The sequence below is a fragment of the Solibacillus sp. iso_87 genome, from assembly GCF_056173085.1.
Window position 1 is genome coordinate 1,889,703 of record NZ_CM149656.1, and the last position, 24,991, is coordinate 1,914,693.

Consider the following 24,991-nt stretch of genomic DNA (forward strand, 5'->3'; position numbering starts at 1 on the left):
GTCAATAGATTAATGTTGCGAAAAAGCAGGTTTTTAAGTGAAAGAAAACTCCCTAAATCCGCTTTTTTATTTACTATAGTTTTTTTCTATCAAAATTATAGAAAGTATCTAATGGACGAAAGACGAATCTCTCATTACAATGTAGATAAGGCGATTAAAAAATAAGCTGTAACGGATTTTTTAATTAGCTATATGGATTTACAGAAATTCATCGTAACAACGAACTAAAAATACTATTTTGGGGTGATTGTTAATGGGAAAAGATTTAAGTCAATTCATCAGAAATGAAGCGTTTTTAAACAAAGTTGTATCAGCGGAGGAAGCCGCGTCTTGGATTGAAGACGGCATGAATCTGGGTATGAGTGGTTTTACGCTTTTCGGAGAGCCAAAAGAATTTCCGCTTGCACTTTCTAAACGAGGAGAGCAAGAAAATTTCAAAGTAAACCTTTATACAGGTGCATCATTAGGGCCAACTGCTGACCAATCAATGGCAGAAGCAGGAATTATCAACTTACGTGTGCCTTATCAAGGAAATGCGATTATGCGCGGTAAAATCAATAACGGAGAAATTTTCTATATTGATCAGCATTTATCACATACAGCGGAAGAAGTTCGTAAAGGTTCACTTGGCAAAATTGACTATGCAATCATTGAAGCAGCAGCAATTACAGAAGACGGTCTAGTCATTCCAACAGGTTCAGTTGGGAACTCACCGATCTTTGTAGAAAAGGCTGAAAATGTCATTATCGAAATTAATACAACAGCCCCAAAAGCATATGAAGGGCTCCATGATATTTATGTTCAGAAAGCACAAGGTGAGCGTAAAGAGATTCCTATCTATAATACAGGGGATCGCATAGGTGAAATAGGAATTAAAGTAGATCCTGCAAAAGTAAAGGGCATTGTTTTATCGGAACAGCCGGATATTCCTTCTCCTTTATTCGAACCAAACGAAGAAACACAGAAGATTGCCGATAATTTATTAGCATTCCTGGCAAATGAAGTGGAAGTGGGGAATTTACCAGAATCTTTAGCACCGCTTCAATCAGGCGTTGGATCGGTAGCAAATGCCGTATTAAACGGGATGCAAAAATCTCAATTTAAAGATCTTGAAGTATTCTCTGAAGTACTGCAAGATGGCGTGTTTGACCTGATCGATGCGGGTATTGTTAAATTCGCTGCAGGTACGGCATTCTCACTTTCTAAAAAGCGTGTGGACTCACTAGCGGAAGACTTAGAAAAGTACAAGGATAAAATCATGTTCCGCCCACAGGAAATTTCGAATAACCCGGAAGTCATTCGTCGCTTAGGCGTTATTTCGTTTAACACAGCAATTGAAGTAGACATTTACGGTAATGTCAATTCAACGCATGTAAACGGCACGAAAATTATGAACGGTATTGGCGGTTCCGGGGACTTTGCCCGAAATGCGCGCATTACAATTTTCGTAACATCTTCATTAGCGAAAAACGGGGCTATCTCAACAATCGTTCCGTTCGTTTCACATATCGACCATACAGAACACGATGTAGATGTAATCGTCACGGAGCAAGGCTATGCAGATCTTCGTGGTCTTCCGCCAGTGAAGCGTGCAGAGAAATTGATTGAAATTGCACACCCGAAATATAAAGAACAATTACGTGCTTATTTCGAAGAGGCAAAAGAGAAAGTAGGCGGCCAAACACCGCATATCCTCGAAAAAGCATTCTCATTCCACAACAATCTAAAAGAGAATGGGACAATGTTATTTGAAGACGACAAAATCAAACACTAATAAGTAAACAAATAAAGGTGGCGTTTTAACATGGACGTAAGATTTCCAATCGGTACATTGCAAGTACCTGAACAGGTGACACTTGACAATGTAAAGGAATGGTTACAACAAACGGAATCGTTTACGACACGTTTAAGAGAAGTTGTCGATTCATTAAATGAAGAACAGTTAAATAAAACATACCGTGAAGGTGCGTGGACAGTTCGTCAGCTCGTTCATCATATTGCCGATTCACAGCTGAACATGTATCAGCGACTGAAGCTGGCGCTAACGGACGACAATCCGACAGTACCGGGGTTTAATGAAGAGAAGTGGGCTGTTCTGCCAGATAATGACTTACCTGTAGAAAGCTCGATTAAAATGCTTGAAGGAATTAACGAACGTATCGTTTCGTTAGGTCAACATTTATCTGTAGACCAGCTAAAGCGGAAATTTACCCATGAAACAAACGGGCCTGTCACAATTGCTGCAAAAGTAGCAAAATTGGCATGGCATGAGGAGCATCATTTCGCTCATATTAAAATTGCGCTATCAAATTAATCTGATTTTTATCGAATTGGCTTACCCGAATAGGTAAGCCAATTTTTTAATGGAACGTACTATTTTATCTCCTTGTATAAAAAGACGAGGCGTTCAATTTCTTCAAAGCCATTATTTTTATAAAACTGTTCTGCCGGTATATTTCGGTTTGTGAGCAGTGTCATCGATTCTACGGATTTATCTTTCAGCTGGATTTCTAAATAGTTCAGCATCGCTTTACCAATACCTTTATTTTGCAATGTCTGATCGACGCACATTTCATGGATAAAATATTCATCGCCACTATACCATTTCCGCTGTATCCCCATTATAAAGCCAAGCAGTTCACCATTTTCTATAGCGACTACGCCTAGAAAGTTCGGGGTATTGTAGTAATCGGATAAATACTGGTGTGCACTTTCATAGTTCCAGTTGTCATTCCATGGCTCTGCATTAAATACTTTGATAAATGTTGCTGTGCATGTTGCTAAATCAGTTGCTTCCATTCTTTTAAACTCCACAATCAACCGCTCCCTTTATAGATTCTTTGTAAAGCATATAATGCGATTTGCTTCTGTAAAGCCTAGTTTAAGATGAACGTTTAAACTATCTATATTAGACAATTCACAGTCGCTTGCAAACTCCTGACATCCTTTTGTTTTAGCCCACTTTTCACACGCCTTCACTAAATGTTGTGCGAAATGCTGTCTTCGGAAGGGCTCTTCAACATACAAGCCTTCCAAATAACCAACCGGACTGGAATGTGTTCCTTCGACATAATCGAAACGGAGCTGACATTGTGCAAATCCAATCGGCTGTTCATCATCAAATGCTAAGAAAACGGTACTGTTCGGATTTGTAATAACGTCTTCCATGTTCTGTACGAATTCATGTAAATCATTGCCTGGCCAAAGGAGTAAAGCAAGTTGAGCTGCTGGGATGCTTGGTTTAGTGCCGCTTCGTTAATCATATGTTCCTCCTATTTTATAAAGATTAGTATGTTTACTATTATAGAATAAAACGGAAGGAGATAGTGGTTATATACCGAATAGTCAAAAGTTTATTGTTAAGTTAATGGAGTAGTTAATTCAATAATCGGAAGGGGAAATGCATATAGAAAGGGAAATCTTTTATGTAGCCGATAAAATAAAGGGGAGAACTTGCTTTGAGTAAATCATTTATTGAACAAGTACATTATATTCGAATTACTGTAAAACATTTGGATTTGTCTGGACAATGGTATAGAGATGTATTAGGGTTCCAATTACTAGACAATACTCAGGAAAGAGCAATTATAAAAATGAAGAGCCGTTCTTACTGACTTTAGTTCCTACTGGTGATGAAACATTTTCACATTTTACAATTGATAATAGACAAGAATTCAGCATTGGCTTTACCAGTCCTGAACTAACCAAATTTCATCAACACTTAATTGAACATCAAGTTAAGGTAGAGGAAATAAAAGAAGATAATGGTCATGCCTTTTTCCACTTTTATGATCCAAATGGTAATAAACTTCAAGTTCACTGGTGACTTTAAATTATGCAATAAGTTAGATAGATAAGAAGAAAACCTTATTAGAATTTGATCCTAAAAAAAGCAAGCCATACGATAAACGTAGGCTTACTTTATAATGGCTTTAATGCTTTTGTCTGTTCAATGTAAATAAAGGCATCATATCTTGAACCGACGTTGGATGGAACATAATTCCCGTATGCTTCATATTCAGGGTGATAGACGACACCAATTGCTCGATGCCCAATCCGGTCATTGAACAATTCCCGATTTTCATCAGTGAAAATCAATACTTTATCTTGCGCGCCAGCTGCATGGAGCTGTCCTTCCCATGTGTTAAGTTTGGAAGAGGGGACTGGGATTACTTGGAGAGGATCTCCCCAGCTGTCAGCAGCGATGACCATTCCTTCATATGTTCCGAATCCGATGGCATAAGTATTGTCTTTTCCATACTGTTCACGGATAAGTTGACCGACGTTAATCATTTGTTCGTCTTTCATACTTGTAGCGGAAGCATCCCCGATATGTGTATTATGTTCCCAAATAATGATTTTGGCATCTTCACCGTGGTACTTTAATAATTCGTTGATCGCTTCAACCATATGCGAATCACGCGTATTCCAGGAGATGGCGTCCTGCATCATTTCCCGGTAATATGTTTCGGCGTTCTTGGCGACAAGCGCATTCATCATAATATTTAAATCTTCTTCATGTTTGTTGGAGTACTGTTCCTTATTATTTCGTAATGACTTCAGCAAATCCGTTACTTCACGGACACATTCATCCGTAAATTGAGCAGTGGATAGGGCATAGTGCTCAGGCATTCTGTTGTAAGGCTCAAAGCAGGAAAATGCTTTCTTTGCATGTTCAAAATCTGCTTTGTACTTAGGGTTTTCGGATAAAAAGAGCATCACTTCATCCATCGATTCAAAGAGACTGTATAAATCAATGCCATAAAACCCGACTTTAGTGCTCAAAGTATTATTTTTATCCTTTAGCCACTCTACAAATTGTTCTATTTCTTCATTTGCCCACATCCATTGTGGCCAACGATTAAAAGATTCCTTCAAAATTGCAGCAGCATTTGCATTATCCTCTTCATAACCTTTTACGTAGCGGTTCACTGCCTGTGCAGACGGCCAGTCTCCTTCTACCGCGATAATATTGAATCCTTTTTGATTGATCAGCAATTTCGTTAACTCGGCGCGGACTGTATAAAACTCCGATGTACCATGCGAAGCTTCGCCGATTAACACAATTTTGGCATTTCCAATCGACTCGACAATTTTATTTAAGCTTTGTTCATTAAAGGGAAGTGCATGCTCTTTTATTGCAGTTACCAGTTTTCTTGGCATGTTTTATTCGCTCCTTTCATACAACGTTATCTTTCCCGTGCTACTCATATGAATACCCTGATGCGTGTAATTTACTCTGGAACCAAATATAAAAAACAATTTATTTTTTAATTATTGTGTATAAAAGTAAATTTATGTGGTGATACTATTATCGATGGTCGGTTAGCCATCGAATGATTTGGCGCATGATTCCTCGTGAATCTGATGCGCCTTTAATTTTGCCCATTTTTACATAAAGTAGACAATCTCAATCTTTAACTTCAGGATAGTAATTTTGGACAATGCAGCAAAATCATTTATGCAATACAATTCAAACAAACTATCCGGATTACTTAATCGGCCGCAATATTCGCTGGAATTTCACGAAGTTCCTAGTAGACGGCAGTGGCCGCGTCATCCAGCGTTTTGAACCGGATGATTCATTCCTTGATATCGAGAAGGCTATTGAAGAGTTATTGGTAACGGCGGCTGTAAAATAACCTTGAATGCATTTAAAGCCCATTTCTTCGTTTGAAATGGGCTTTGAATTATGCATTTTTCTTTGTTCTTGTAGTTGTAGTTCTTTTTCTCGTTTTCGGTTTCTTCGTCTTATCAAGGGATGCTTGCAATGCGGACATTAAATCGGTCACATTATCAGGCAACGGTTGTTTTTCGTTTGAAACAACGGTACTTTCCGCTTTCTTTTCCTCGATCAGCTGCATAAGCGCTGTCCGGTAATCATCCGTGTATTTGGTCGGATCGAATTCGGTTGTCAACTGTTCAACAAGCATAAGGGCCGTATCAAGTTCCTTTTGCACGACTGCTTCAACACTCGGTATATTCGGTACGTCCCCGACATTTCGTACTTCATCAGGGAAATGAATGATTTCCATCACTAATGTGTTTTTATAAACACGGACAATAGCCAATTGCTCTTTCGATCGAATCGTAATTTTAGCCACACCGATTTTACCAGATTCCTCCAACGTTTTTCGTAATAGGACATATGCTTTTGCACCCGTATTGTCAGGGGATAAATAGTACGTTTTTTCAAAATAGATCGGGTCGATTTCTTCCAGCTTCACAAAATCTATAATTTCTACAGATTTATCTTCATTTTCTTTGCGCAAATTTTCCAGGTCCTCTTCATCCAAAACAACGAATTTGTTCTTTGTATACTCGTACGCCTTTACGATATCTTCATCTTTTACCTCTGCCTGACAACCTTCACACACCTTTTTGTAGCTGATTGGTGTATGACATTCCTTATGGAGCTGTCGAAGTTTAACGTCTTTATTTTCAGTTGCAGCATGAAGTTTTACCGGAATATTTACTAAGCCAAAACTAATACTACCTTTCCAGACAGTATGCATGTTGTCACCTCATTTTTCCTTACTATGGGACTAAAAATTTAATTTATGTATCGTCTTCAAAAAAAAACAAAGGATAAATAGAAAAAAGAAAGTTGGCCTTTATGTGAAACCAATGTTATTAACCGATGCACCGGAAATTCCGTTAGGTGATGATTGGTTATACGAAACTAAATATGACGGTTATCGTTCTGTTTTAATTTGGGAAAAAGGGAATCAATCACCTATACTGAAAAGCCGAAATGGTAACGTTTTAAATGAAAAATTCCCTGAAATTATCCGTTACTGTGAGAGTATTTATGACAAAATCAAAGCTTATTTACCGCTTACTTTTGACGGGGAAGTTGTTTCTTTGATAAACAATTTTCAAAGTAAGTTCTCGTTTGTGCAAAAGCGGGGAAAAATGACGAACCTAAAAAATATTGAATCAAATGCAGATACATTTCCCTGTCATTATATTGTGTTTGATTTACTGAAACTAAAAGGGAAAGATAAGGGAAATAGCCGGTTAACAACAAGAAAACAATTACTATCCGACTTTTTTAGACGTCTCAATTTACCTGGAACGGTCCAATATACTGATTCAAGAAGACTCCAAATGATTGATGTATTTGAAGATCCGCATTTACTTTGGCAAAAAGTAAAGGCCCATAATGGGGAAGGAATTATCGCAAAAAAGCACTACAGCAAATGGTTGGAAGATACTAGAACGAGAAGCTGGCTGAAAATAAAAAACTGGAAGCACGTAAATGTTATTCTTACAAAATTTGATCAGTCAAACGGTTTCTTAAATGGTGCAATATATAAAGAAGATACGCTTATGGAGATTGTGTCGTTTAAACATGGTTTATCTGAAGAAGATAGTAAGACATTAATCGCCTTTTTTAAAACAAATGGAACACTGGTGGCGAAAAGTATATTTGAAATTCCTCCTTCAATTTGCGTAACCGTTGCCTGTATTGATTTTGACGGCAGTAAATTGAGAGAACCGCGCTTTCATTCTTTCCAGCATCATTTGGAAGTATCAGATTGTAACTGGCAGCAAATGCATAGACAATTAAACCCGATTCCGGAAAATGTAACAGTCACAAGTCCGGATAAACCGGTTTTTCCTGCAAGTAATATTACGAAGGATGATTATTTGTATTATTTGCAGACGGTTGCACCCATGATGCTGCCTTTTCTGCAGGACCGGTTATTGACGGTCATCCGTTATCCGCACGGTGTTCCAGGAGAAAGCTTTTACCAGAAAAACTATACCGAGAATTTGCCGGATTTTATGACGACACAGTTAGTAGACGACACCCATTTTATTTTGTGTAATAATGTTGAATCCCTTTTATGGTTGGGCAATCAGCTTGCTTTGGAATTTCATATTCCGTTTCAGCCAGTCACTTCAGAAGAGCCGACAGAAATTGTATTTGATTTGGATCCACCATCCGTTGATGACTTTGGACTGGCGGTAGATGCCGCATTAAAGTTCAAAACGATAATGGATTATTTTGAACTGACAAGCTTTGTTAAAACGTCAGGCGGAAAAGGTATGCAAATTTATATCCCGTTGCCGCACCACACGTTCTCCTATGAGGAATCGGGTGTATTTACGGAGTTTATATGCCGATTCCTTGCACAGCAATATCCTGATTCGTTCACAATCGAGCGGATGAAGAAAAACAGAGGAAAAAGGCTCTATTTGGATTATGTCCAGCATAGGGAAGGGAAAACGATTGTAGCCCCATATTCAGCACGCGGCAATAATAAAGGATTGATCGCCACACCGTTATTATGGGAAGAAGTAAACGAAAAACTAACGCCCGATCTTTTCACGATACAAAATGTAATGGCGCGTTTAAATAGCATAGGCAATCCTTTTAGAGATTTTAGGCAAGCGGGTGGACGGCAGCCATTCCGAACTGTTCTTGATCAAATAAAGGGGAAGCAAATGTAGTTAGCAGCGTAAGGAGTCAACTAAAAAAAGCCTTTCGCAAATTATGCGAAGGCTTTTACCTGTTAAGAAGGATTGATCACTATTGGAGCGTCCTCATGATGGGCTTGATGAGGAGGGGATAGCTCATATGCAATCAGCGTGACATTTAATTTTTGTTCCAATTGTTTAATGGCTTCGAGTTTATTCATATCCAGTTCCGCAAATTTCGTTTCTTTCACAAAAGCACATCCTTTCCATTCTAGCTTTAGTATGAAAAGTTAATTTATATTTATCCATGCTGTATGTTATTGGTAAACCGGAGGAGACAAATAAAAAAGAGAGATATAATTATCTCTCAAGAATTAATTGCATTATAGTTTAATGGATGAAGAATATTAGTAAATACGTCCTTTTTTACAATAAAGTATGTATTCTTATTATATGTAACGACTACTTGCCCTGGTTTAACAAACACTTTGGCTGTTTTTAAATTTGCATATGGCACACCTAATAATTTTTTAATGTTCATGATAATTACCCCTTTTTAAGTTTCTAGTTTTGTTATTCCCAAAATAATAATAGCTTTAAACTATTTCAGATAGATTCATGCTATAAAAAGGTCTTAAGTAACAAATCAAATCCACAAACATATAAAAAAAGACCTGAGCGACCACTCAAGTCCATAAAATGACCACTTATTTTAATATATGTTTCTTAACTACAAATTATTACTGCTTCAAAACTTTATTTTTGTGTCTTAACAACCGGAATATAAATATCACAAACTTTCCCTTCATCAAGCATACAACGGTCATCGTACAATTCAAAATCGTTACAACCCGGTGCGTACTCGTAACCAGACTTAAGGAACCATTCATTAAAAATATAATTCCATGTTCCTTGAATAGCAGCTACAAAGTTTGTGGCATCAGAAGGTGGTGTTGAAAAGACTGCGTAAGTTGCGGGAGGTACTTCACTAACATGGTATTCGCCAGCAATTTTAGCACCGTCTTTAGGTTCGACGCCGATTACATACTCAAATTCTCCGGTTGTCGGGTCTTCCGGGAAGCATACCCCGTATTCATCGTGCTTTTTAATAAAGTTTTCCGAATGAAGCTTTTCCATTCTTCCGCCACTCATATAGTCGTCCCAAAAAGCCGGGATTGCGGTAGAGTTCTCACCGCCCGTTGAAGTCGTTTTAATAGCATAGCCCGCAAGTTTAATAGCAGGTAGTGTAACAAATTTAGGTTCCATAACAATTCCTCCGATAAAGTATTTGTACGTGCAGGAAAGGCTTGGCGGAAACGGACGATTACTGTGCGCATGTAAACGGTAAGTTCCGGGTGAACAGCCGTAATAACGCCGAAAAGCTTTACTGAATCCAGAGTGAGTTTCAAACCCATATTCTATTGAAATATCGAGAATCCGCTTGTCCGAAGAAAGTTCATGTGCGGCAAACGCAAGTCGGCGGTTCCGAACATAGTTCATCACCGAATATCCTGTACCCCATTGGAATACTCGGCTGAAATGCCAAGTTGAATAGCCGGCTTGTGCAGCCAAAATATCCGGACTAATATTCTCCGTAATATTCTCGTCAATAAACTCTAAAATCATCTGTAAAGTATCTCTTGTGTCCATTTAAATTCCCCCAGCTGTAAAGTGATTCGTACAGTAAAATCAGTATACCAAAGCGTTGGTGGAAAACTGTTCCAAAATTGCGGTATTTCGAAATTAAATGAAAACGAAAATCTAATTTTTTTAAAAGAGAATATCGATTCATTATCCTTACAACTCATTCACTTTAGCGCTATAATACCTCTAGAGGTGAAGAGAATGTATATTTCAGAAACAACAGTAGAAGTACGCTATGCCGAGACAGATCAGATGGGTGTCGTATATCATGCCAATTACATCATTTGGTGCGAAATCGGGCGTACGCAAATTGTGAAGGATTTAGGATTTAACTATGCAAAGCTTGAAGAAGACGGCTATTTATCGCCTGTTATGGATTTTTCGATTCAATATAAAGCGGCGATGCGCTATGGACAAACGGCTACGGTTCGCACATGGATTGAGGAACATACGAAGCTGCGCACTACATACGGCTATGAAATTCTGCATGAAGACGGTACCGTTGCAGTAACGGCGAAGTCTCAACATATTTTAGTGAAAAAGGAAAACTTCCGTCCGGTCGCTTTGAAAAAGATTGATGCGGCATGGGATACCAAATATGCGGAAGTTGCGAAAATTCAAAGTTAATCGACATGTCCTGTTAAATTGATAACAGGGCATTTTTTCTTTAACGAACAGACGAATATTGTTATAATCATATACGACCAAACGGAACTGTATATAAAAAACTATGAGGGAGGTGTGTTCATGGCACCAAAAACAATCGCAAATATTCAAACCCGCTGTCATATTTTATTGACGAATACGGCACGTGAAGCGATGAAGGAGCATGTTCCAGATGAACACGCCTTTTTTAATTTACAGCAATATTTCATTGTCGCAATTGAAAAAGTATCGGTCGATGCAGAACAAACGCATTTGAGCATCTTTTTCGATAATGATAAAAACGTCAAACTAAAAAACAAGTTTGAAGAACGCGTCGTCATTATGGACTGTGTATTTGACCGTAAAAACGGACTTGTGGCGAAAAGCTTTCGAACACGCGGCAAAGGGACACCGGTTGTCACAAACCGCCGCGCCACAATGAAAATCCACTTCGTTGCATCCCGTATTAGCGGCCATACATACCAGGAGCCGTTCCTAAAAGCCATAGATGAACTGCCGATTGCACAGGAACGCTTTGACTATGTCAATAAGCGGATCAGCAGCTGGGAAGGCTATTTAAAAGTGTTAAACAAAAACGCGGACATCGAAGATATTCATGCCCGTTTTTCAAGTGTCACGTTTGATGCCGATTTTTCTCATATGACAATTCGCATTAACAACCTCGATAAAAAGCAGTGGAAACAGCTGGAGGGCCTTAGTGCGCGTTTGCGCGGCTATGTTCAGGAAATTGGGGATGTTGCCAAAATCCGCCGCAATGAGAATACCGTTGAAATTGCATTAAAACCGTATTACAGCAATTTGGCGCGAAGAAATGAGCTTCAGTTCCAATCAGAAGATATCGAATTCTCCAATGCTGCGACGAAATCACAGCTAAAACGTCTGTTAAAAGGGTTTGAACGTTTAAAAGAAGGCTTGGCCGCAAATGCGAACCTCGAAACGATTTTATTTGAAGATAAACCTGTCATTGCCGAGCGCAGAAAAACGGTTCCTCTCGATTTTCATAACCGGCTGAATCCGTATCAGCAGCAGGCAGTCGAAGGGGCGATGAGTTCCGAAGACCTGTATGTCATTCAAGGTCCGCCGGGTACTGGTAAAACGACGGTAATTTCGGAAATTTGCTATCAAAATGCGAAAGCGGGACTGAAAACCCTTGTCGCTTCACAATCGAACTTAGCGGTCGACAATGCATTAAGCCGGCTTTTATCGAACAAAGATATCCGGATTTTGCGTTACGGCCGTACAGAAAGCATTGAAGAAGAAGGGAAAAAGTTCATTGAGGAAAATGTAGCATCGTATTGGCAGGAGCAGACATTTGAAGCAATCGGCCATGAAATTTCGCTGCATGAAAGAAAAGAACAGCTTTTAAATGATGAAATCGGTGAGGCACAAAACGAAATAGCCGCGCTTGAACAAAAACAAAAAGAGCTTGAACTGCAAATTGAGCAAAAAGAAGCGGCAAAAGCAGAATTGCATGTTCTGGCCGAAAAGATTCTGGCATTAAAAAGAGAATTGACCGAATGCAAAAAAGAACTGGAAGACAATGAACGCAAACTGGAAAAACTACAGGCAACACAGAGCACAGTAGCAGAAACCATTGCGAATTTTGAACAGCAGGTAAAAGACGGCTTGACTGTCGAGCAATTGACTGAACAAGCACAACAGCTAAAAGAAGCGAGAGAAAACTTCCAGCAGCAACTTACGCAAAGTCACTATAAAGCGCAACTCGAACAATTCCAGCAGCGTTTTGATGCTGTTAAAACGAAAGTTGAAAAGGCCAATGAAACGTCACAGTATGATTTGCTGGTAGATAAAATTGCGTCGTTGAAAAAAGTATACGAAATTGAAGCGTTTATGAGTGAATACAATATTCGCCGAAACTATGCAATGGACCGTTTACTTACAGCACTTGATCGAATTCAGCCGCAAATGGAGCAGTATAAGCCGATTAAAGATGTGAAGGAACGTCTGGAAAAGGCATTGCACTACAGCGAAACGGCGTTAGGTATCCATGTAACACCGGACAGGCTGGATATGGGTCATCATTATACGCTTGAAGAGATTCAGGAGTTTTTGACGAAGCTTAGTATCGCTTTTAGAGACCGTCGCGTAAATGCTCAAAACGGTACCCGCTCCATTCAGGGGATTCATTTGCGCATGCAATATATCGAGCAGCTGAACAATAAATATATGGATGCGATACGTGAAACGGTGCTTATTTTCGAAAAGCTGAAAGAGGAAATCATTCTTCAGTTTAAAGAACAAAATGATGTCAAAGCACAGCACCTTCAGCAGCTCGAAGAAGAGGCAACAGCGGTGAAATCCCAAATGGATGCGATCAATGAAAAAATCGATCCATCGATTACGCTGAACCATTCCACAGATGAGCTGGAAGAACTGCTCGCAACAAATGAACTGGATCAGATGAAAACTGAAACACAGCACCAAAACCGTGAAAAAGTGGAACTACAACTGAACAAAAAAGCGGAAGAGCTGGCAGTTTTAAATGAACAGATTGCCCTTGGTACTGAGACTGTAGAACAGTTAACAGTGCGCTTTAAAGGAATCAACAGCGAAGGCGTCCAGCTTGAAAAACGCCGGACAGAACTCGAACAGCTGACAAAACTGAACCCTGAGCAGGCGATCATTGAAGTAAACGAAAAGATTACACTTCTTACAGAAAAGATCGAGACGCTTGAAGTGAAAATTAGTTTGCTTCCGGTAACGGCAGAACTTCAAAATGAATGGCACGGTTTACTGAAAAATGCCAATGCCCATGACTTGGACGAAATCCGCAAATTGTATGTGAAACATGCCAATGTGATCGGCACAACTTGTGTTGCATCGGCAAATAAAGAGTTTATGGACAACTATCCGACATTTGATGTCGTTATTATTGATGAAGTTTCGAAAGCAACACCACCGGAACTGTTACTGCCGATGTTAAAAGGCGCAAAAATTATTTTAGTTGGGGACCATCACCAGTTGCCGCCGCTTGTAGGCGATGCGACATTTGAAGAGACATTGGAGCAAGTTGTGAAGGAAAGTACAACATTTGAAGAAAAACGGGAGCTTGAAAAGTTACTGGAAGAATCATTGTTTGAACGTCTTTATAACAATTTGCCGTCCCAAAACAAAACGATGCTCGCCCTTCAATACCGTATGCATAAAAATATTATGTCAACTATTACACCGTTCTACGAAAATGAATCCGAACAGCTGCAATGTGGTTTGGAAGATTCGGATGCCGTACGCGATCATTTCCTTGAAACTTCAAAAATTACACGAAACCACCATTTACTATGGCTTGATATTCCGAACGCCAAGCCGTATTTTGAAGAGCGTATGAAGGAAGGTTCGAGTTTATTCAATTTAGCTGAGCTGGAACAGATTAAACAGCAGCTGCTAGAATTGAATGCCGCAACAGAACAGGCGAAAGCACAAGGGCTGATTCCGCAAGACGCATTAAAATCGGTAGGTGTTATTTCATTCTACGCGGAGCAGGTGAAGCGCATCAATCGTCTGATTGAACAGGAAATCAGTGTACCGCATTTACACATCCGTACAGGATCTGTCGATAAATTCCAAGGGATGGAGATGGATGTGATTATCGTCAGTTTGGTGCGGAATCATGACAATGAGCGTGGAGAAATCGGGTTTGCGAAAGATTACCGACGCTTGAATGTTGCATTATCACGCGCACGGGAACTGCTCATTATGGTCGGCAGTACGGAAATGTTTACAAAGCGTCCAAAGAGCGCGAAAACACGGGATATGTATGCCCATGTATTAACGACAGCAAAAGAGCAGGACGGCTATTTTGCTGTGTAGAAACAGGGGGATTGAATGGACTTACAAAATACAGTGATACAACTGCAGAAAGAACTCATCCAAAACCCGTCCATTGAAATCAAAAAGCAAATCCAATATGCCATTCCGATTCACACATTGGAAGTGAAATATCATCCGGTAATGCGCAATGCCATGGATATTTTAATGAAGATGATGCTCATTTCATTTGAGAAGGCGAAGCTGAAAAATGTAGAGCTTTTAGCTGAAATTTTATTGGTGGAACCGTTATTTATTCATGATTTGACGAATAAAATGTTACGACTGGGCATGATTGTGAAGGAACAGGAATTTGCACTTACTGCTAAAGGAAAAGCACAGCTGGAATCGGGCATTTTTGAAGAGGAACTTGAAGAAACAAGTTATTTTATTCAATACAGCCCGATTCATGAAAAGCCTTTGGAGGGCAATCTGGAGGAATTTGCGGATTTGGAAGAGTTTCCGGAGCCTTTTCCGACAATCGAAACAGAAGAAATCGAAGCGATTGAAGAGACGGTGCTGATTGAGTTCATTCAACAGCAACTTTCCGAACAACCGGTGGCAGATGATGAAGTACCGCACTATATTACAAGTGTTGTTTCAACGGAATCGATCCAGATTAATGATATACCGGTCCTATGTTTTTTACTGTTCGACCAAAAAGAAAACAGGCATTTTGTACGGGTATACAATACTTTGACACGTGTTTGGGATGAACGGCTGGAGACAATCTTATTTACTATAGAAAAAGAGCAGCTGCAGGAAGAGTAAAATAATATTTTTGGAATTATTGCAAAATTACAAAGTACATGATACACTAATGACAATTTAATAGTCTTATCAAGAGAAGCGGAGGGACTTGGCCTTATGATGCTTCAGCAACCTCTAGTCCAACTAGAAAGGTGCTACTTCCAGCAAGGTGTTGACCTTGGCAGATAAGAACGGGTAAAAGCCCCTCTCAATTCTGTTTTGCTGGAGTGAGAGGGGCTTTTTATATTGTTCTGGAACGGTTCGTATCGCTCGTAAAACAATGCATTGCCTGAACACGACAGATTATTAAAAGTTTATTGAAATAGTTTATGAGGGGGAAAGTGGAATGCCGATTAATATTCCGAAACATTTACCGGCGGGTGAACTGCTTAGAAAAGAGAAGATTTTCGTTATGGAGGAAGACCGTGCGAAAACGCAACAAATTCGACCGTTAAATATTTTAGTGTTTAATTTAATGCCTGAAAAAGAGAAAACCGAACTGCAATTGCTGCGCTTACTCGGTAATACTCCGTTACAGGTAGATGTGACATTTTTAAACACGGCTACATACGAATCAAAAAATGTCTCCAAATCGCATTTAGATACTTTTTACCGGACGTTTGACCAAGTGAAGCACCGTCGTTTTGATGGACTGATTATTACAGGAGCGCCAGTAGAGAAAATGGATTTTGAGGATGTAGGTTACTGGAATGAAATTACGCATGTGATGGACTGGGCAAATGAACATGTCACTTCAATCATGTATATATGTTGGGGCGCTCAAGCTGCCCTGTATCACCATTTTGGCATTGGAAAATTCGAATTGCCGAAAAAGTGCTCCGGTGTTTATTCCCATGTAATCACGGATTTAACAGTAGATTTAGTAAGGGGCTTCAGTGATGAGTATGTGGCACCTCATTCACGTCATACATCGGTTTCGATTGATGAAGTGAGGGCACATCCTGACTTGCGTTTACTAAGCTATTCGGATGATGCGGGCGTGTTTATCGTTCAATCGAAAAACAATAAACATATAATGATTACAGGGCATCTGGAATATGATGCAACGACATTATCAGATGAGTACTTCCGCGATGTTGAGAAGGATCCGGACAATACGGAAATCCCAATCAATTATTTCCCGAATAACGACCCGCTGCAGTCACCGAAAAATGTTTGGCGTGCCCATTCGCATCTGTTGTTCTACAACTGGCTGAACTACTACGTATACCAAGAAACACCGTATGAATGGCATTACGTCGATGAAAATATTGAATATCATATTTAATGCTTATAAATGAAATGAACCAGCAAGAGACGGACTCCTGCTGGTTCGTTTTATTTAATTGCGACCCAGGCACGTTCGCGTTCAATCTGCAAACTGATTTCCCGCCCGAAGAAATCGCTTAATAATTCGTCTGTTAAAACAACTTCGCGTGCATTGGCTTCGACATTTTTTCCGTCTTTCATTAAAAGCACATGGCTAAAACAAGGCAGAATTTCTTCTACATGGTGCGTTACATAAATAAGGGTAGGGCCGTTTTCTGCTTCAGCAATCTGTTCAATCGTTTGCAGCAAGTTTTCCCGTTCGATCAAGTCCAGACCGCCACACGGCTCATCCAATATTAAAATTTCCGGATCTGCCATAATGGCCCTTGCTATTTGAACACGCTGGCGTTCACCTTGTGACAAATGCTCGAATGATTTATTCGCTAAATGGTCACAGTGAAAATGCTTCATAATTGAAACCGCATGATCAATTTCTTCTTCCGTCACATCATTGAAGAGACGAAGGGCACCGAATTTGCCGCTGAGCACGATTTCAATCGCGTTATCCTGCCAGTTGAAGTTATCGATCATCGCATTACTCACCCAGCCAATTCGTGTCCGCAGTTTCGGTATATACGTCTTGCCGTATGTTTCACCAAGTACTTGGACTTTACCTTCATTTGGCCAAATATAGCCGTTAATTACTTTCAGCAACGTTGTTTTACCCGAGCCGTTTAACCCTAAAATGGCCCAATGCTGACCCTTTTGTACATGCCAGCTTAAATCGTTTAAAATCTGTTTGTCATTGCGATATAAATGGATATTTTCAATATGTATCATTTAAAAACACCTCCACTTACTACTATGCACCTTTTTCCATTGTTACGAAAGTATTTTTTGAAAATTATAATAATTTAAATGTAAAAAAAGAAAGCAAACGCATTATGCTTGCTCTCCCCATAATTTATATAACAACACTTTCAACACCTGCAGTGCGGTGGAACAGTTTTCCGTTCCATTTGAGCGCCCACTGTACAACAGGCCCTAAGCCGAACGCCATAAATACAGTACCGACTCCGACTGGTCCGCCCAATACAAAACCTAAGACAGCAACCGTTACTTCCATTGTCGTACGTGCGCGGTTGACACTCCATCCAAGACGATGCACTAACAGCAGCATTAACGTATCACGAGGTCCTACACCGAGGTTTGCGACCATATACATCCCGCAGCCGAAGCCTAGCAGGACAACGCCAACAACAAACGCCAATGTTTGTTCTAACAGCGTATTCGCATCCGGTAATACAATCAAAAATATATCAATAAAAATCCCTGTCAGGAACATATCCAAATAAGTTCCGACTTTCGGCAATCTTTTCGTGAATAACGTATCGACAGCCAGAATAAGCAAGCCTAAAATAATAGACCACATACCGACCGTTAAGCCCAAGTTTTTTTGTAGTCCGATATGAAGGACATCCCATGACCCAACGCCAAGTATTTGTCCTTTAATCGTCAATGCGACGCCTAATGATAAAACAATGATGCCTGCAATAAAGAATACGCAGCGCCAATAAAATTCCTGTTTCACTTTCACATGTAATCCCTCATCAATCCTCGATATAATCCTTACTCATTATAACGATTGAATCAGGAAAAATGGATTTACAATAAATTCGAAACATTTGAACTTTTTGAACGGCAAATTGTTCGTATTAGGAAGCGGAAAAAGGGCTTTTATTTTTCATACGAATAAGTTAATTCATCGGACGAATCGGCGACATCTACAACTAAATGATGTTCATTAAAAAACCATTCATCGGTTTTTTCGATGTAGAAATGAATATTTTCCACAACCGTTTCGATGCCTATTTCATGCGGCTGCTCCCGTGTCATCCCTAACGAAAACCCTTCATGAAAAGGTGAAGAACCTCCATATCGTGCATAAAAGCGAATAAAATCGCCTTTTTCTACTTCCATCTCTTGTTTAAACCAATTGAGTGCTTTTTCTGATAGTTTGATTTCCATATATTTCACCTCTACAGTCATTATGCAGTAAATAAAAAAAACTTACAAAGCTCGCGTTCTGAATTTTAAGTACAAAAAAAGACTGAAAGGAAACCCCTTCAGTCAATAAGTTAAAATCCTTTAATTTTCGGTTCAGTACCGGCTTTAATCCGCTTAATATTTTCACGGTGACGGTAAAAAATGAAGCCTGCCAGAACAACAACTAAAATGAATAATGCATATTCACCTGTTACCATCCAATGACCAATTACATAAATAACCGCTGCAGCGGATACAATCATAGATGACAAGCTGACCATCTTAGTTAACTTTAAGGCGATGACAAATACGATGATTAAAATTAAAAATAACGGTAAATTATAGCCTAAAATAACGCCGCCGCTTGTAGCAACCGCTTTTCCTCCACGGAAACTAGCGAAAATCGGGAACATATGGCCCGCAGCCGCGATTACACCTAAGATTAAAGGATGGACGGTGCTGTCTGCGAAAAACGGCAATAACGGTAGCAAGACCGCAGCCGTTCCTTTCAATATATCAATAAGCAATACGGCGATGCCCGGTTTTTTGCCTAATACTCTAAATGTATTGGTCGTTCCTAAATTGCCGCTGCCTTGTTGTCGAATATCCATTTTGTAAAAAATTTTGCCAATCCATAAAGCTGATGGAATGGAACCGATTAAATAAGCACAAATAATAATTAATGCGTTGATCAAGTGTTGTGCTCCTTTCGAATTCAGAATTACTACTTGGTACTAATAGTATGTATTGAATATTTTACAATGTTTCTTAATAGAAGGAAAGAGGTATTATTTTTTCGTCCATCGCAAAAAACAGGGAAAAAGTTACATTTTATTGTTTGCTGCTGAAGGATATGCTTTTAAACGTTCGTTTTTGATGATACAATTAATCTTTGCAAAGCCTAAATCAGTACCTTTAAACATTGACATCATGCATATATGAGCGTACGATTAGGTAGTAAATAGAACGTTTGTTTGTATTTTTGGAGGGGATTACATTTGGTAAAAAACCAAACCGGTATTTCGTATAATGAAGATGCCATTCAAGTATTAGAAGGTTTAGAAGCCGTACGCAAAAGACCAGGGATGTATATTGGTTCTACAGATAGTCGAGGTCTTCACCACTTAGTGTATGAAATTGTTGACAATGCAGTGGATGAAGCGCTTGCTGGATTTGGACATCATATCATCGTGAAGATTCATGAAGATAACAGTATTAGCGTGCGTGACCATGGACGTGGTATGCCAACAGGTATGCATAAAATGGGTAAACCAACCCCTGAAATTATTTTCACCGTCCTTCATGCAGGCGGAAAGTTTGGACAAGGCGGCTATAAAACTAGTGGCGGTTTACATGGTGTTGGTTCATCAGTTGTAAACGCTTTATCAACATTTTTGGAAGTAACAATTTATCGTGACGGCCAAATTTACCGCCAGCGCTTTGAACAAGGCGGAAAACCGGCTACATCGCTTGATATGATCGGAAAAACGAAGGGAACAGGAACACTCGTACACTTCCTGCCTGATCCATCGATTTTTTCTGTCGTTAAATATAATTATGATACATTGGCAGAACGCTTACGTGAATCTGCGTTTTTATTGAAAGGATTAAAAATTGAACTAATCGATGCCCGCGGAGAAGGAAAGCATGAAATTTTCCATTATGAAAGCGGTATTGAAGCGTTCGTCATATACTTAAACGAAGAAAAAGATGTATTGCATCCGGTTAAATATGTAGAAGGCATCATTCAGGAAATTGAAGTGGAGTTCGCGCTGCAATTTAACGACGGCTACTCTGAAACGATTTTGTCGTTCGTCAACAATGTTCGTACACGTGATGGCGGTACGCACGAAACGGGTGCTAAAACAGCGTTGACACGTGTATTTAATGAATACGCCCGAAAAATCGGATTACTGAAAGAAAAAGATAAAAACCTGGAGGGCACTGATATTCGGGAAGGCCTGACAGCAATTGTTTCTGTGCGTATTCCTGAAAATCTATTGCAATTTGAAGGTCAGACAAAAGGGAAGCTTGGTACATCTGAAGCACGCTCTGCCGTTGATACCGTTGTTTCAGAGAAGTTAATGTATGTACTTGAAGAAAATGCGGAGCTGTCGGCTTCTTTAGTGCGTAAAGCAATTCGAGCCCAACAAGTACGTGAAGCTGCACGTAAAGCACGTGATGATGCCCGTAACGGTAAAAAGAAAAAATCAAGTACGCTTCTGTCTGGTAAGCTGACACCTGCACAGTCGAAAAATGCTTCCAGAAATGAATTATACCTGGTAGAGGGTGATTCGGCGGGCGGTTCAGCGAAGCAAGGCCGTGACCGTACATTCCAGGCGATTTTGCCATTGCGCGGTAAAGTAATCAATACCGAAAAGGCCAAGCTGCAGGACATTATGAAAAATGAAGAAATCGCGACAATCATCCATACGATCGGTGCCGGTGTCGGAGCTGATTTCTCGGTGGAAGATGCCGCTTACGATAAAGTTGTCATCATGACCGATGCCGATACAGATGGTGCCCATATTCAAGTATTATTGCTGACATTCTTCTACCGTTATATGCGTCCGCTTATCGAGGCAGGAAAAGTGTATATCGCGTTACCGCCTCTTTATAAAGTATCAAAAGGGTCGGGCAAAAAGCAGGAGCTTATGTACGCCTGGACTGAACAGGAGCTGAGTGCCGCTACGAAAAAAATCGGCAAAGGCTATATTATTCAGCGCTATAAAGGTTTAGGTGAGATGAATGCCGACCAGCTTTGGGATACAACGATGAATCCGGAAACACGTACATTAATCCGTGTAAAAATTGAAGATGGTGCACGGGCAGAACGTCGTATTACAACATTGATGGGCGATAAAGTAGAGCCCCGCCGTAAATGGATCGAATCAAACGTCAACTTCGGCATGGAAGAGGATGCAAGCATTTTAGAAAATGAATTCATCCAGCATGAGGAGGTTAACGAATAATGAGTTTTGTAGAAAAATTTCAAGATCTGCCATTAGAAGAAGTTATGGGTGACCGTTTTGGTCGCTATTCGAAATATATTATTCAAGACCGTGCATTACCGGATACGCGTGACGGGCTAAAACCTGTTCAACGTCGTATATTATATGCGATGTTCCATGAAGGTAATACTTTTGACAAACCGTTCCGTAAATCGGCAAAAACAGTCGGAAATGTAATCGGTAACTACCATCCGCACGGTGATACTTCGGTATATGATGCGATGGTCCGTATGAGTCAGGACTGGAAAAGCCGTCATATGCTGATCGAGATGCATGGTAACAACGGTTCTGTCGATGGTGACCCGCCAGCTGCAATGCGTTATACGGAAGCACGTCTTTCGGCAATTGCCGCAGAACTATTACGTGATATTAATAAAAATACAGTTGAATTCGTACCGAACTTTGATGATCAGGATATGGAACCGACTGTATTGCCATCTCGTTTCCCGAATCTTTTAGTTAACGGCGCAACAGGGATTTCGGCTGGTTATGCGACAGATATTCCGCCACATAATCTGCAGGAAGCACTTGATGCGGTTTTAATGCGTCTGGACAATAAAAACTGTACAGTCGATGAATTGATGACTGTCATTAAAGGTCCCGATTTTCCTACGGGCGGGATTATTCAAGGTGTTGACGGCATTAAAAAAGCGTACGAAACAGGAAAAGGGAAAATCATTGTCCGTTCACGTACAGAAATTGAGCAGTTAAAAGGCAATAAAGAACAGATTATCATTACCGAAATCCCGTTTGAAGTAAATAAGGCCAACATGATCCGTAAAATGGACGAACTGCGCGTAAATGACCGCCGTTTAGACGGTATTTCCGAAATTCGCGATGAATCGGACCGTGACGGTTTACGAATTGTTGTAGAGCTGAAAAAAGATGTGCCTGCACAAGGGATTTTAAATTTCCTATTAAAATCAACGGATTTGCAAGTTTCATATAACTTCAATATGATTGCGATTCATAACCGTCGTCCGATGATGATGACATTGCCGCTCATGTTGGACGCGTACATTGATCACCAGAAGGAAATTGTACGCCGCAGATCCCAATATGACTTAACAAAAGCAGAAGATCGCTTACATATCGTTGAAGGTCTTATGAAAGCCTTATCCATCTTAGATGAAGTGATTGAAACAATCCGTGCATCGAAAGATAAACGCGATGCGAAAAATAACATTATCGAGAAATTCGGCTTTTCGGAAGAACAGGCTGAAGCGATTGTCAGCCTTCAACTTTACCGTTTAACAAATACTGATATTACACAACTGCAAAAAGAACAAGATGAATTACATGAGCTTGTTGTGAAATTGAAAGCTATTTTAGAGGACGAAAAGAAATTGATCCGTGTTATTAAATCTGAATTGAACGATATTAAAAAACGTTTTACTGTTCCTCGTCTTTCTACAATTGAAGCAGAAATCGAAGAAATTAAAGTAACGCGTGATGTATTGGTGCCAAGTGAAGAAGTAGTCGTAACCGTGACAAAAGACGGCTATGTGAAACGGACAAGCCTTCGTTCACACAGTGCGTCCAACGGCAAGGATTTTGCGATGAAGGATTCCGATTACTTGCTGTATGAAGCCAACTTGAATACGCAGCATCATTTACTCCTGTTTACGAGCAAAGGTCATTACATTTACCAGCCGGTACATGAATTGCCGGATATTCGCTGGAAAGATCTCGGACAGCATATTTCAAGTATTGTGCCGATCGATTCAAATGAAGAAATTATCGAAGTCATCGGTATTGAAACGTTCGAGCAACCGAAGATGTATGTATTTACCGCTACAAAAGAAGGGCAAATTAAGCGTTCGGCACTTGCCGATTATATCGTCACTCGTTATTCGAAACCGATTAAGACAATGAATTTAAAAGGTGAGGACGAGATGATTTTTGCCCGCCTTGTTACAGATCAGGAAGAAGTATTGCTTTCTACGAACACGAGCTATACAATTCGTTTCCCTATGGAAGATCTTCCGGTAACAGGGGTAAAAACGGCAGGAGTTAAAGGAATTATTGTTAAAGAGGGCGAGTATCTTGCGGCGGTTGCATTGTTAAATCCGGAGCAGGAACAAGAACTCGTTATTGTAACACAGCGCGGTGCCGTTAAACGAATGTTGTTGTCGGAACTTGAACTTGGTAACCGTGCAAAACGCGGTGTCGTTATTTTAAAAGAGTTGAAATCGAACCCGCACCGTATTTATACAATTTTAGTTGTTAACTTTAGAAATACGTTTACAATCGAGACCGAAAAAGGCATACAGGAAACGATTTCAGTGACATCCTTAACGAGAGCGGACCGTTATTCAAACGGTTCACTGCGGATTGATACAGAAGCTGATGGGGCAATCTGCCGCGCCTATGTTGAAAAGACAGAGTAGGGATTCATGTATATTAGACGGAATCCAAACATATGATAAAAGTAATTCATTGACATGAAAGGCATACTTTCATACAATGAAGTTAGTAAGATTCATGCGTGATGGATCTACAGTAGTACAGAGCGGTTGGGTGGCCCCCAAACGCTTTTTTATTTGGGTTTTTACCTTGGCGTATTAAAAACACCACCTAGATGGCTAGTCTAAGTGGTGAAAATAAATTTTTTACAGCATCATTCGGAAAAAACGATAAATAGTATCGACAATACGAAAAATGTCTGTCGCATAACGAAAAATGGCGAGTTTTTCCTCACGCTTTTTTTCCGAAACAGCCTTAGCCTTTTCTTTGCGTGATGGATAAGACACAGTAGTACACCTCCTTTACAAAAGGAGTCAGCTGGATGCTGCTTTTCTATTGTACCATGAAATATTAAGGAGAATATTCCTGTTTTTAATAGAAAAAAGCATAGTAAAAGCGTCAAATTCCGGAAAGAAATTCTCCGGATTTTGACGCTTATTATTCGTGAGGGTTTTTACAAAGGTCCATTTTTGATCAGGCGGTAAAAGGATATTATTCTGCTTGACCGCACCGATCGTAAATCCCGTATAATCTTCCTTGACGACAAACTGGTAAATATCCTGCTGTTCATCGTTCGTTCCTGTCAACTGGACGACATGCTGGCCATTTCGGGCGGTAAAGTACTCCCAATACGTCACTTCATAATGGCCATCAAATACTTCAGCAATGTGCAACTCTTCGTTAAAAGGCCATTGCTGCGCTTTTACATAATCGATATAAGGGGAGTCCGTTTCAATTTCTTCCCCGTTCAGTACAAAGCCGACAATACAGCCCATCACTACGACACAAATGAATACGCGTATATGTTGACCAAGCGTCATCGCCTCACTCCTCAAAATAGAATAGGGGAGATTTCATAATAACAGTGAAGTTATAAAAAATCAGCC

23 protein-coding genes, 1 pseudogene and 1 riboswitch are annotated in these 24,991 nt (G+C 39.9%); of the genes and pseudogenes, 11 read left to right on the forward strand and 13 right to left on the reverse strand.

Features of this window, described 5'->3' with window-relative positions:
* The first annotated feature begins 253 nt into the window (after nt 1-253).
* Both AC0VXV_RS09425 and AC0VXV_RS09430 read left to right on the forward strand, forming a co-directional pair.
* Nucleotides 254-1,774, forward strand: coding sequence for a succinate CoA transferase (locus tag AC0VXV_RS09425; RefSeq protein WP_251688032.1), 1,521 nt, complete (start codon nt 254-256; stop codon nt 1,772-1,774).
* A 30-nt stretch (nt 1,775-1,804) separates the two neighbouring features.
* Nucleotides 1,805-2,314, forward strand: coding sequence for a YfiT family bacillithiol transferase (locus AC0VXV_RS09430; protein ID WP_475531310.1), 510 nt, complete (start codon nt 1,805-1,807; stop codon nt 2,312-2,314).
* 59 nt (nt 2,315-2,373) lie between these two features.
* On the opposite strand, the gene AC0VXV_RS09435 is transcribed toward AC0VXV_RS09430, so the two are convergent.
* Together AC0VXV_RS09435 and aac(6') are read right to left on the reverse strand one after the other, a co-directional pair.
* Nucleotides 2,374-2,814: a GNAT family N-acetyltransferase gene (locus AC0VXV_RS09435; RefSeq protein WP_475531311.1), complete on the reverse strand. Its 441-nt coding sequence runs from the start codon at nt 2,812-2,814 to the stop codon at nt 2,374-2,376.
* Nucleotides 2,815-2,829: 15 nt separating this feature from the next.
* Nucleotides 2,830-3,168: an aminoglycoside 6'-N-acetyltransferase gene (aac(6'), locus tag AC0VXV_RS09440; protein ID WP_475531312.1), complete on the reverse strand. Its 339-nt coding sequence runs from the start codon at nt 3,166-3,168 to the stop codon at nt 2,830-2,832.
* Nucleotides 3,169-3,458: 290 nt separating this feature from the next.
* Here aac(6') and AC0VXV_RS09445 point away from each other — a divergent pair.
* Nucleotides 3,459-3,826 (forward strand): annotated as a pseudogene (locus AC0VXV_RS09445) (VOC family protein).
* Between the two features lie 95 nt (nt 3,827-3,921).
* Here the strand turns inward: AC0VXV_RS09445 and AC0VXV_RS09450 are convergent.
* Nucleotides 3,922-5,163, reverse strand: a complete 1,242-nt coding sequence (locus AC0VXV_RS09450; RefSeq protein ID WP_475531313.1) for an erythromycin esterase family protein — start codon at nt 5,161-5,163, stop codon at nt 3,922-3,924.
* Between the two features lie 281 nt (nt 5,164-5,444).
* Here AC0VXV_RS09450 and AC0VXV_RS09455 point away from each other — a divergent pair, with 281 nt between their 5' ends.
* Nucleotides 5,445-5,642, forward strand: coding sequence for a hypothetical protein (locus AC0VXV_RS09455; protein WP_475531314.1), 198 nt, complete (start codon nt 5,445-5,447; stop codon nt 5,640-5,642).
* A 48-nt stretch (nt 5,643-5,690) separates the two neighbouring features.
* Here the strand turns inward: AC0VXV_RS09455 and ku are convergent, their stop codons facing one another.
* Complete coding sequence (gene ku / locus AC0VXV_RS09460) at nt 5,691-6,515, reverse strand: non-homologous end joining protein Ku (protein WP_475531315.1); 825 nt, start codon at nt 6,513-6,515, stop codon at nt 5,691-5,693.
* Nucleotides 6,516-6,618: 103 nt separating this feature from the next.
* On the opposite strand from ku, the gene AC0VXV_RS09465 reads away from it, so the two are divergent.
* Nucleotides 6,619-8,460, forward strand: a complete 1,842-nt coding sequence (locus AC0VXV_RS09465; RefSeq protein WP_475531316.1) for a DNA ligase D — start codon at nt 6,619-6,621, stop codon at nt 8,458-8,460.
* A gap of 62 nt (nt 8,461-8,522) precedes the next feature.
* Here AC0VXV_RS09465 and AC0VXV_RS09470 read toward each other — a convergent pair whose 3' ends face one another.
* From AC0VXV_RS09470 to AC0VXV_RS09480, 3 genes are all read right to left on the reverse strand, one after another.
* The gene (locus AC0VXV_RS09470; protein ID WP_475531317.1) at nt 8,523-8,678 is read right to left on the reverse strand and encodes a uroporphyrinogen-III decarboxylase; all 156 of its coding nucleotides are present in this window, start codon (nt 8,676-8,678) and stop codon (nt 8,523-8,525) included.
* 116 nt (nt 8,679-8,794) lie between these two features.
* Nucleotides 8,795-8,968 (reverse strand): hypothetical protein, encoded by a 174-nt coding sequence (locus AC0VXV_RS09475; protein ID WP_475531318.1) that lies wholly within the window; start codon nt 8,966-8,968, stop codon nt 8,795-8,797.
* A gap of 215 nt (nt 8,969-9,183) precedes the next feature.
* Nucleotides 9,184-10,077, reverse strand: a complete 894-nt coding sequence (locus tag AC0VXV_RS09480) for an AraC family transcriptional regulator (protein ID WP_475531319.1) — start codon at nt 10,075-10,077, stop codon at nt 9,184-9,186.
* A 195-nt stretch (nt 10,078-10,272) separates the two neighbouring features.
* Here AC0VXV_RS09480 and AC0VXV_RS09485 point away from each other — a divergent pair, with 195 nt between their 5' ends.
* The 4 genes from AC0VXV_RS09485 to metA all read left to right on the forward strand — a co-directional run bounded on the left by AC0VXV_RS09485 (nt 10,273) and on the right by metA (nt 16,600).
* Nucleotides 10,273-10,698 carry an acyl-CoA thioesterase gene (locus tag AC0VXV_RS09485; RefSeq protein ID WP_475531320.1) on the forward strand — a complete coding sequence of 142 codons (426 nt, stop codon included), beginning with the start codon at nt 10,273-10,275 and terminating at the stop codon, nt 10,696-10,698.
* A 120-nt stretch (nt 10,699-10,818) separates the two neighbouring features.
* Nucleotides 10,819-14,565 (forward strand): DEAD/DEAH box helicase, encoded by a 3,747-nt coding sequence (locus AC0VXV_RS09490; protein ID WP_475531321.1) that lies wholly within the window; start codon nt 10,819-10,821, stop codon nt 14,563-14,565.
* A gap of 15 nt (nt 14,566-14,580) precedes the next feature.
* On the forward strand, nt 14,581-15,333 hold the full coding sequence (locus AC0VXV_RS09495) for a nucleoside-diphosphate sugar epimerase (protein WP_475531322.1): 753 nt from the start codon (nt 14,581-14,583) through the stop codon (nt 15,331-15,333).
* Between the two features lie 63 nt (nt 15,334-15,396).
* Nucleotides 15,397-15,504: riboswitch (SAM riboswitch) on the forward strand.
* A gap of 154 nt (nt 15,505-15,658) precedes the next feature.
* Nucleotides 15,659-16,600 carry a homoserine O-acetyltransferase MetA gene (gene metA, locus AC0VXV_RS09500; protein WP_475531323.1) on the forward strand — a complete coding sequence of 314 codons (942 nt, stop codon included), beginning with the start codon at nt 15,659-15,661 and terminating at the stop codon, nt 16,598-16,600.
* A gap of 50 nt (nt 16,601-16,650) precedes the next feature.
* Here the strand turns inward: metA and AC0VXV_RS09505 are convergent, their stop codons facing one another.
* The 4 genes from AC0VXV_RS09505 to plsY form a co-directional block, all read right to left on the reverse strand.
* The gene (locus AC0VXV_RS09505) at nt 16,651-17,421 is read right to left on the reverse strand and encodes an ABC transporter ATP-binding protein (RefSeq protein WP_079526702.1); all 771 of its coding nucleotides are present in this window, start codon (nt 17,419-17,421) and stop codon (nt 16,651-16,653) included.
* Between the two features lie 124 nt (nt 17,422-17,545).
* Nucleotides 17,546-18,172, reverse strand: a complete 627-nt coding sequence (locus tag AC0VXV_RS09510) for a YczE/YyaS/YitT family protein (RefSeq protein ID WP_475531434.1) — start codon at nt 18,170-18,172, stop codon at nt 17,546-17,548.
* Between the two features lie 146 nt (nt 18,173-18,318).
* A complete protein-coding gene (locus AC0VXV_RS09515) occupies nt 18,319-18,609 on the reverse strand; it encodes a HesB/YadR/YfhF family protein (protein WP_475531324.1) in 291 nt (96 codons plus the stop codon).
* Between the two features lie 110 nt (nt 18,610-18,719).
* Complete coding sequence (gene plsY / locus AC0VXV_RS09520) at nt 18,720-19,322, reverse strand: glycerol-3-phosphate 1-O-acyltransferase PlsY (protein WP_475531325.1); 603 nt, start codon at nt 19,320-19,322, stop codon at nt 18,720-18,722.
* A 303-nt stretch (nt 19,323-19,625) separates the two neighbouring features.
* On the opposite strand from plsY, the gene parE reads away from it, so the two are divergent.
* Both parE and parC read left to right on the forward strand, forming a co-directional pair.
* Complete coding sequence (parE, locus tag AC0VXV_RS09525) at nt 19,626-21,599, forward strand: DNA topoisomerase IV subunit B (RefSeq protein ID WP_475531326.1); 1,974 nt, start codon at nt 19,626-19,628, stop codon at nt 21,597-21,599.
* Nucleotides 21,599-24,028, forward strand: a complete 2,430-nt coding sequence (gene parC, locus AC0VXV_RS09530) for a DNA topoisomerase IV subunit A (protein ID WP_475531327.1) — start codon at nt 21,599-21,601, stop codon at nt 24,026-24,028. Before parE ends, parC begins: the two co-directional genes overlap by 1 nt.
* A 222-nt stretch (nt 24,029-24,250) precedes the next feature.
* Here parC and AC0VXV_RS09535 read toward each other — a convergent pair whose 3' ends face one another.
* A complete protein-coding gene (locus AC0VXV_RS09535) occupies nt 24,251-24,391 on the reverse strand; it encodes a hypothetical protein (protein ID WP_475531328.1) in 141 nt (46 codons plus the stop codon).
* 27 nt (nt 24,392-24,418) lie between these two features.
* Nucleotides 24,419-24,925, reverse strand: coding sequence for a hypothetical protein (locus AC0VXV_RS09540; protein ID WP_475531329.1), 507 nt, complete (start codon nt 24,923-24,925; stop codon nt 24,419-24,421).
* Nucleotides 24,926-24,991: the final 66 nt, after the last annotated feature.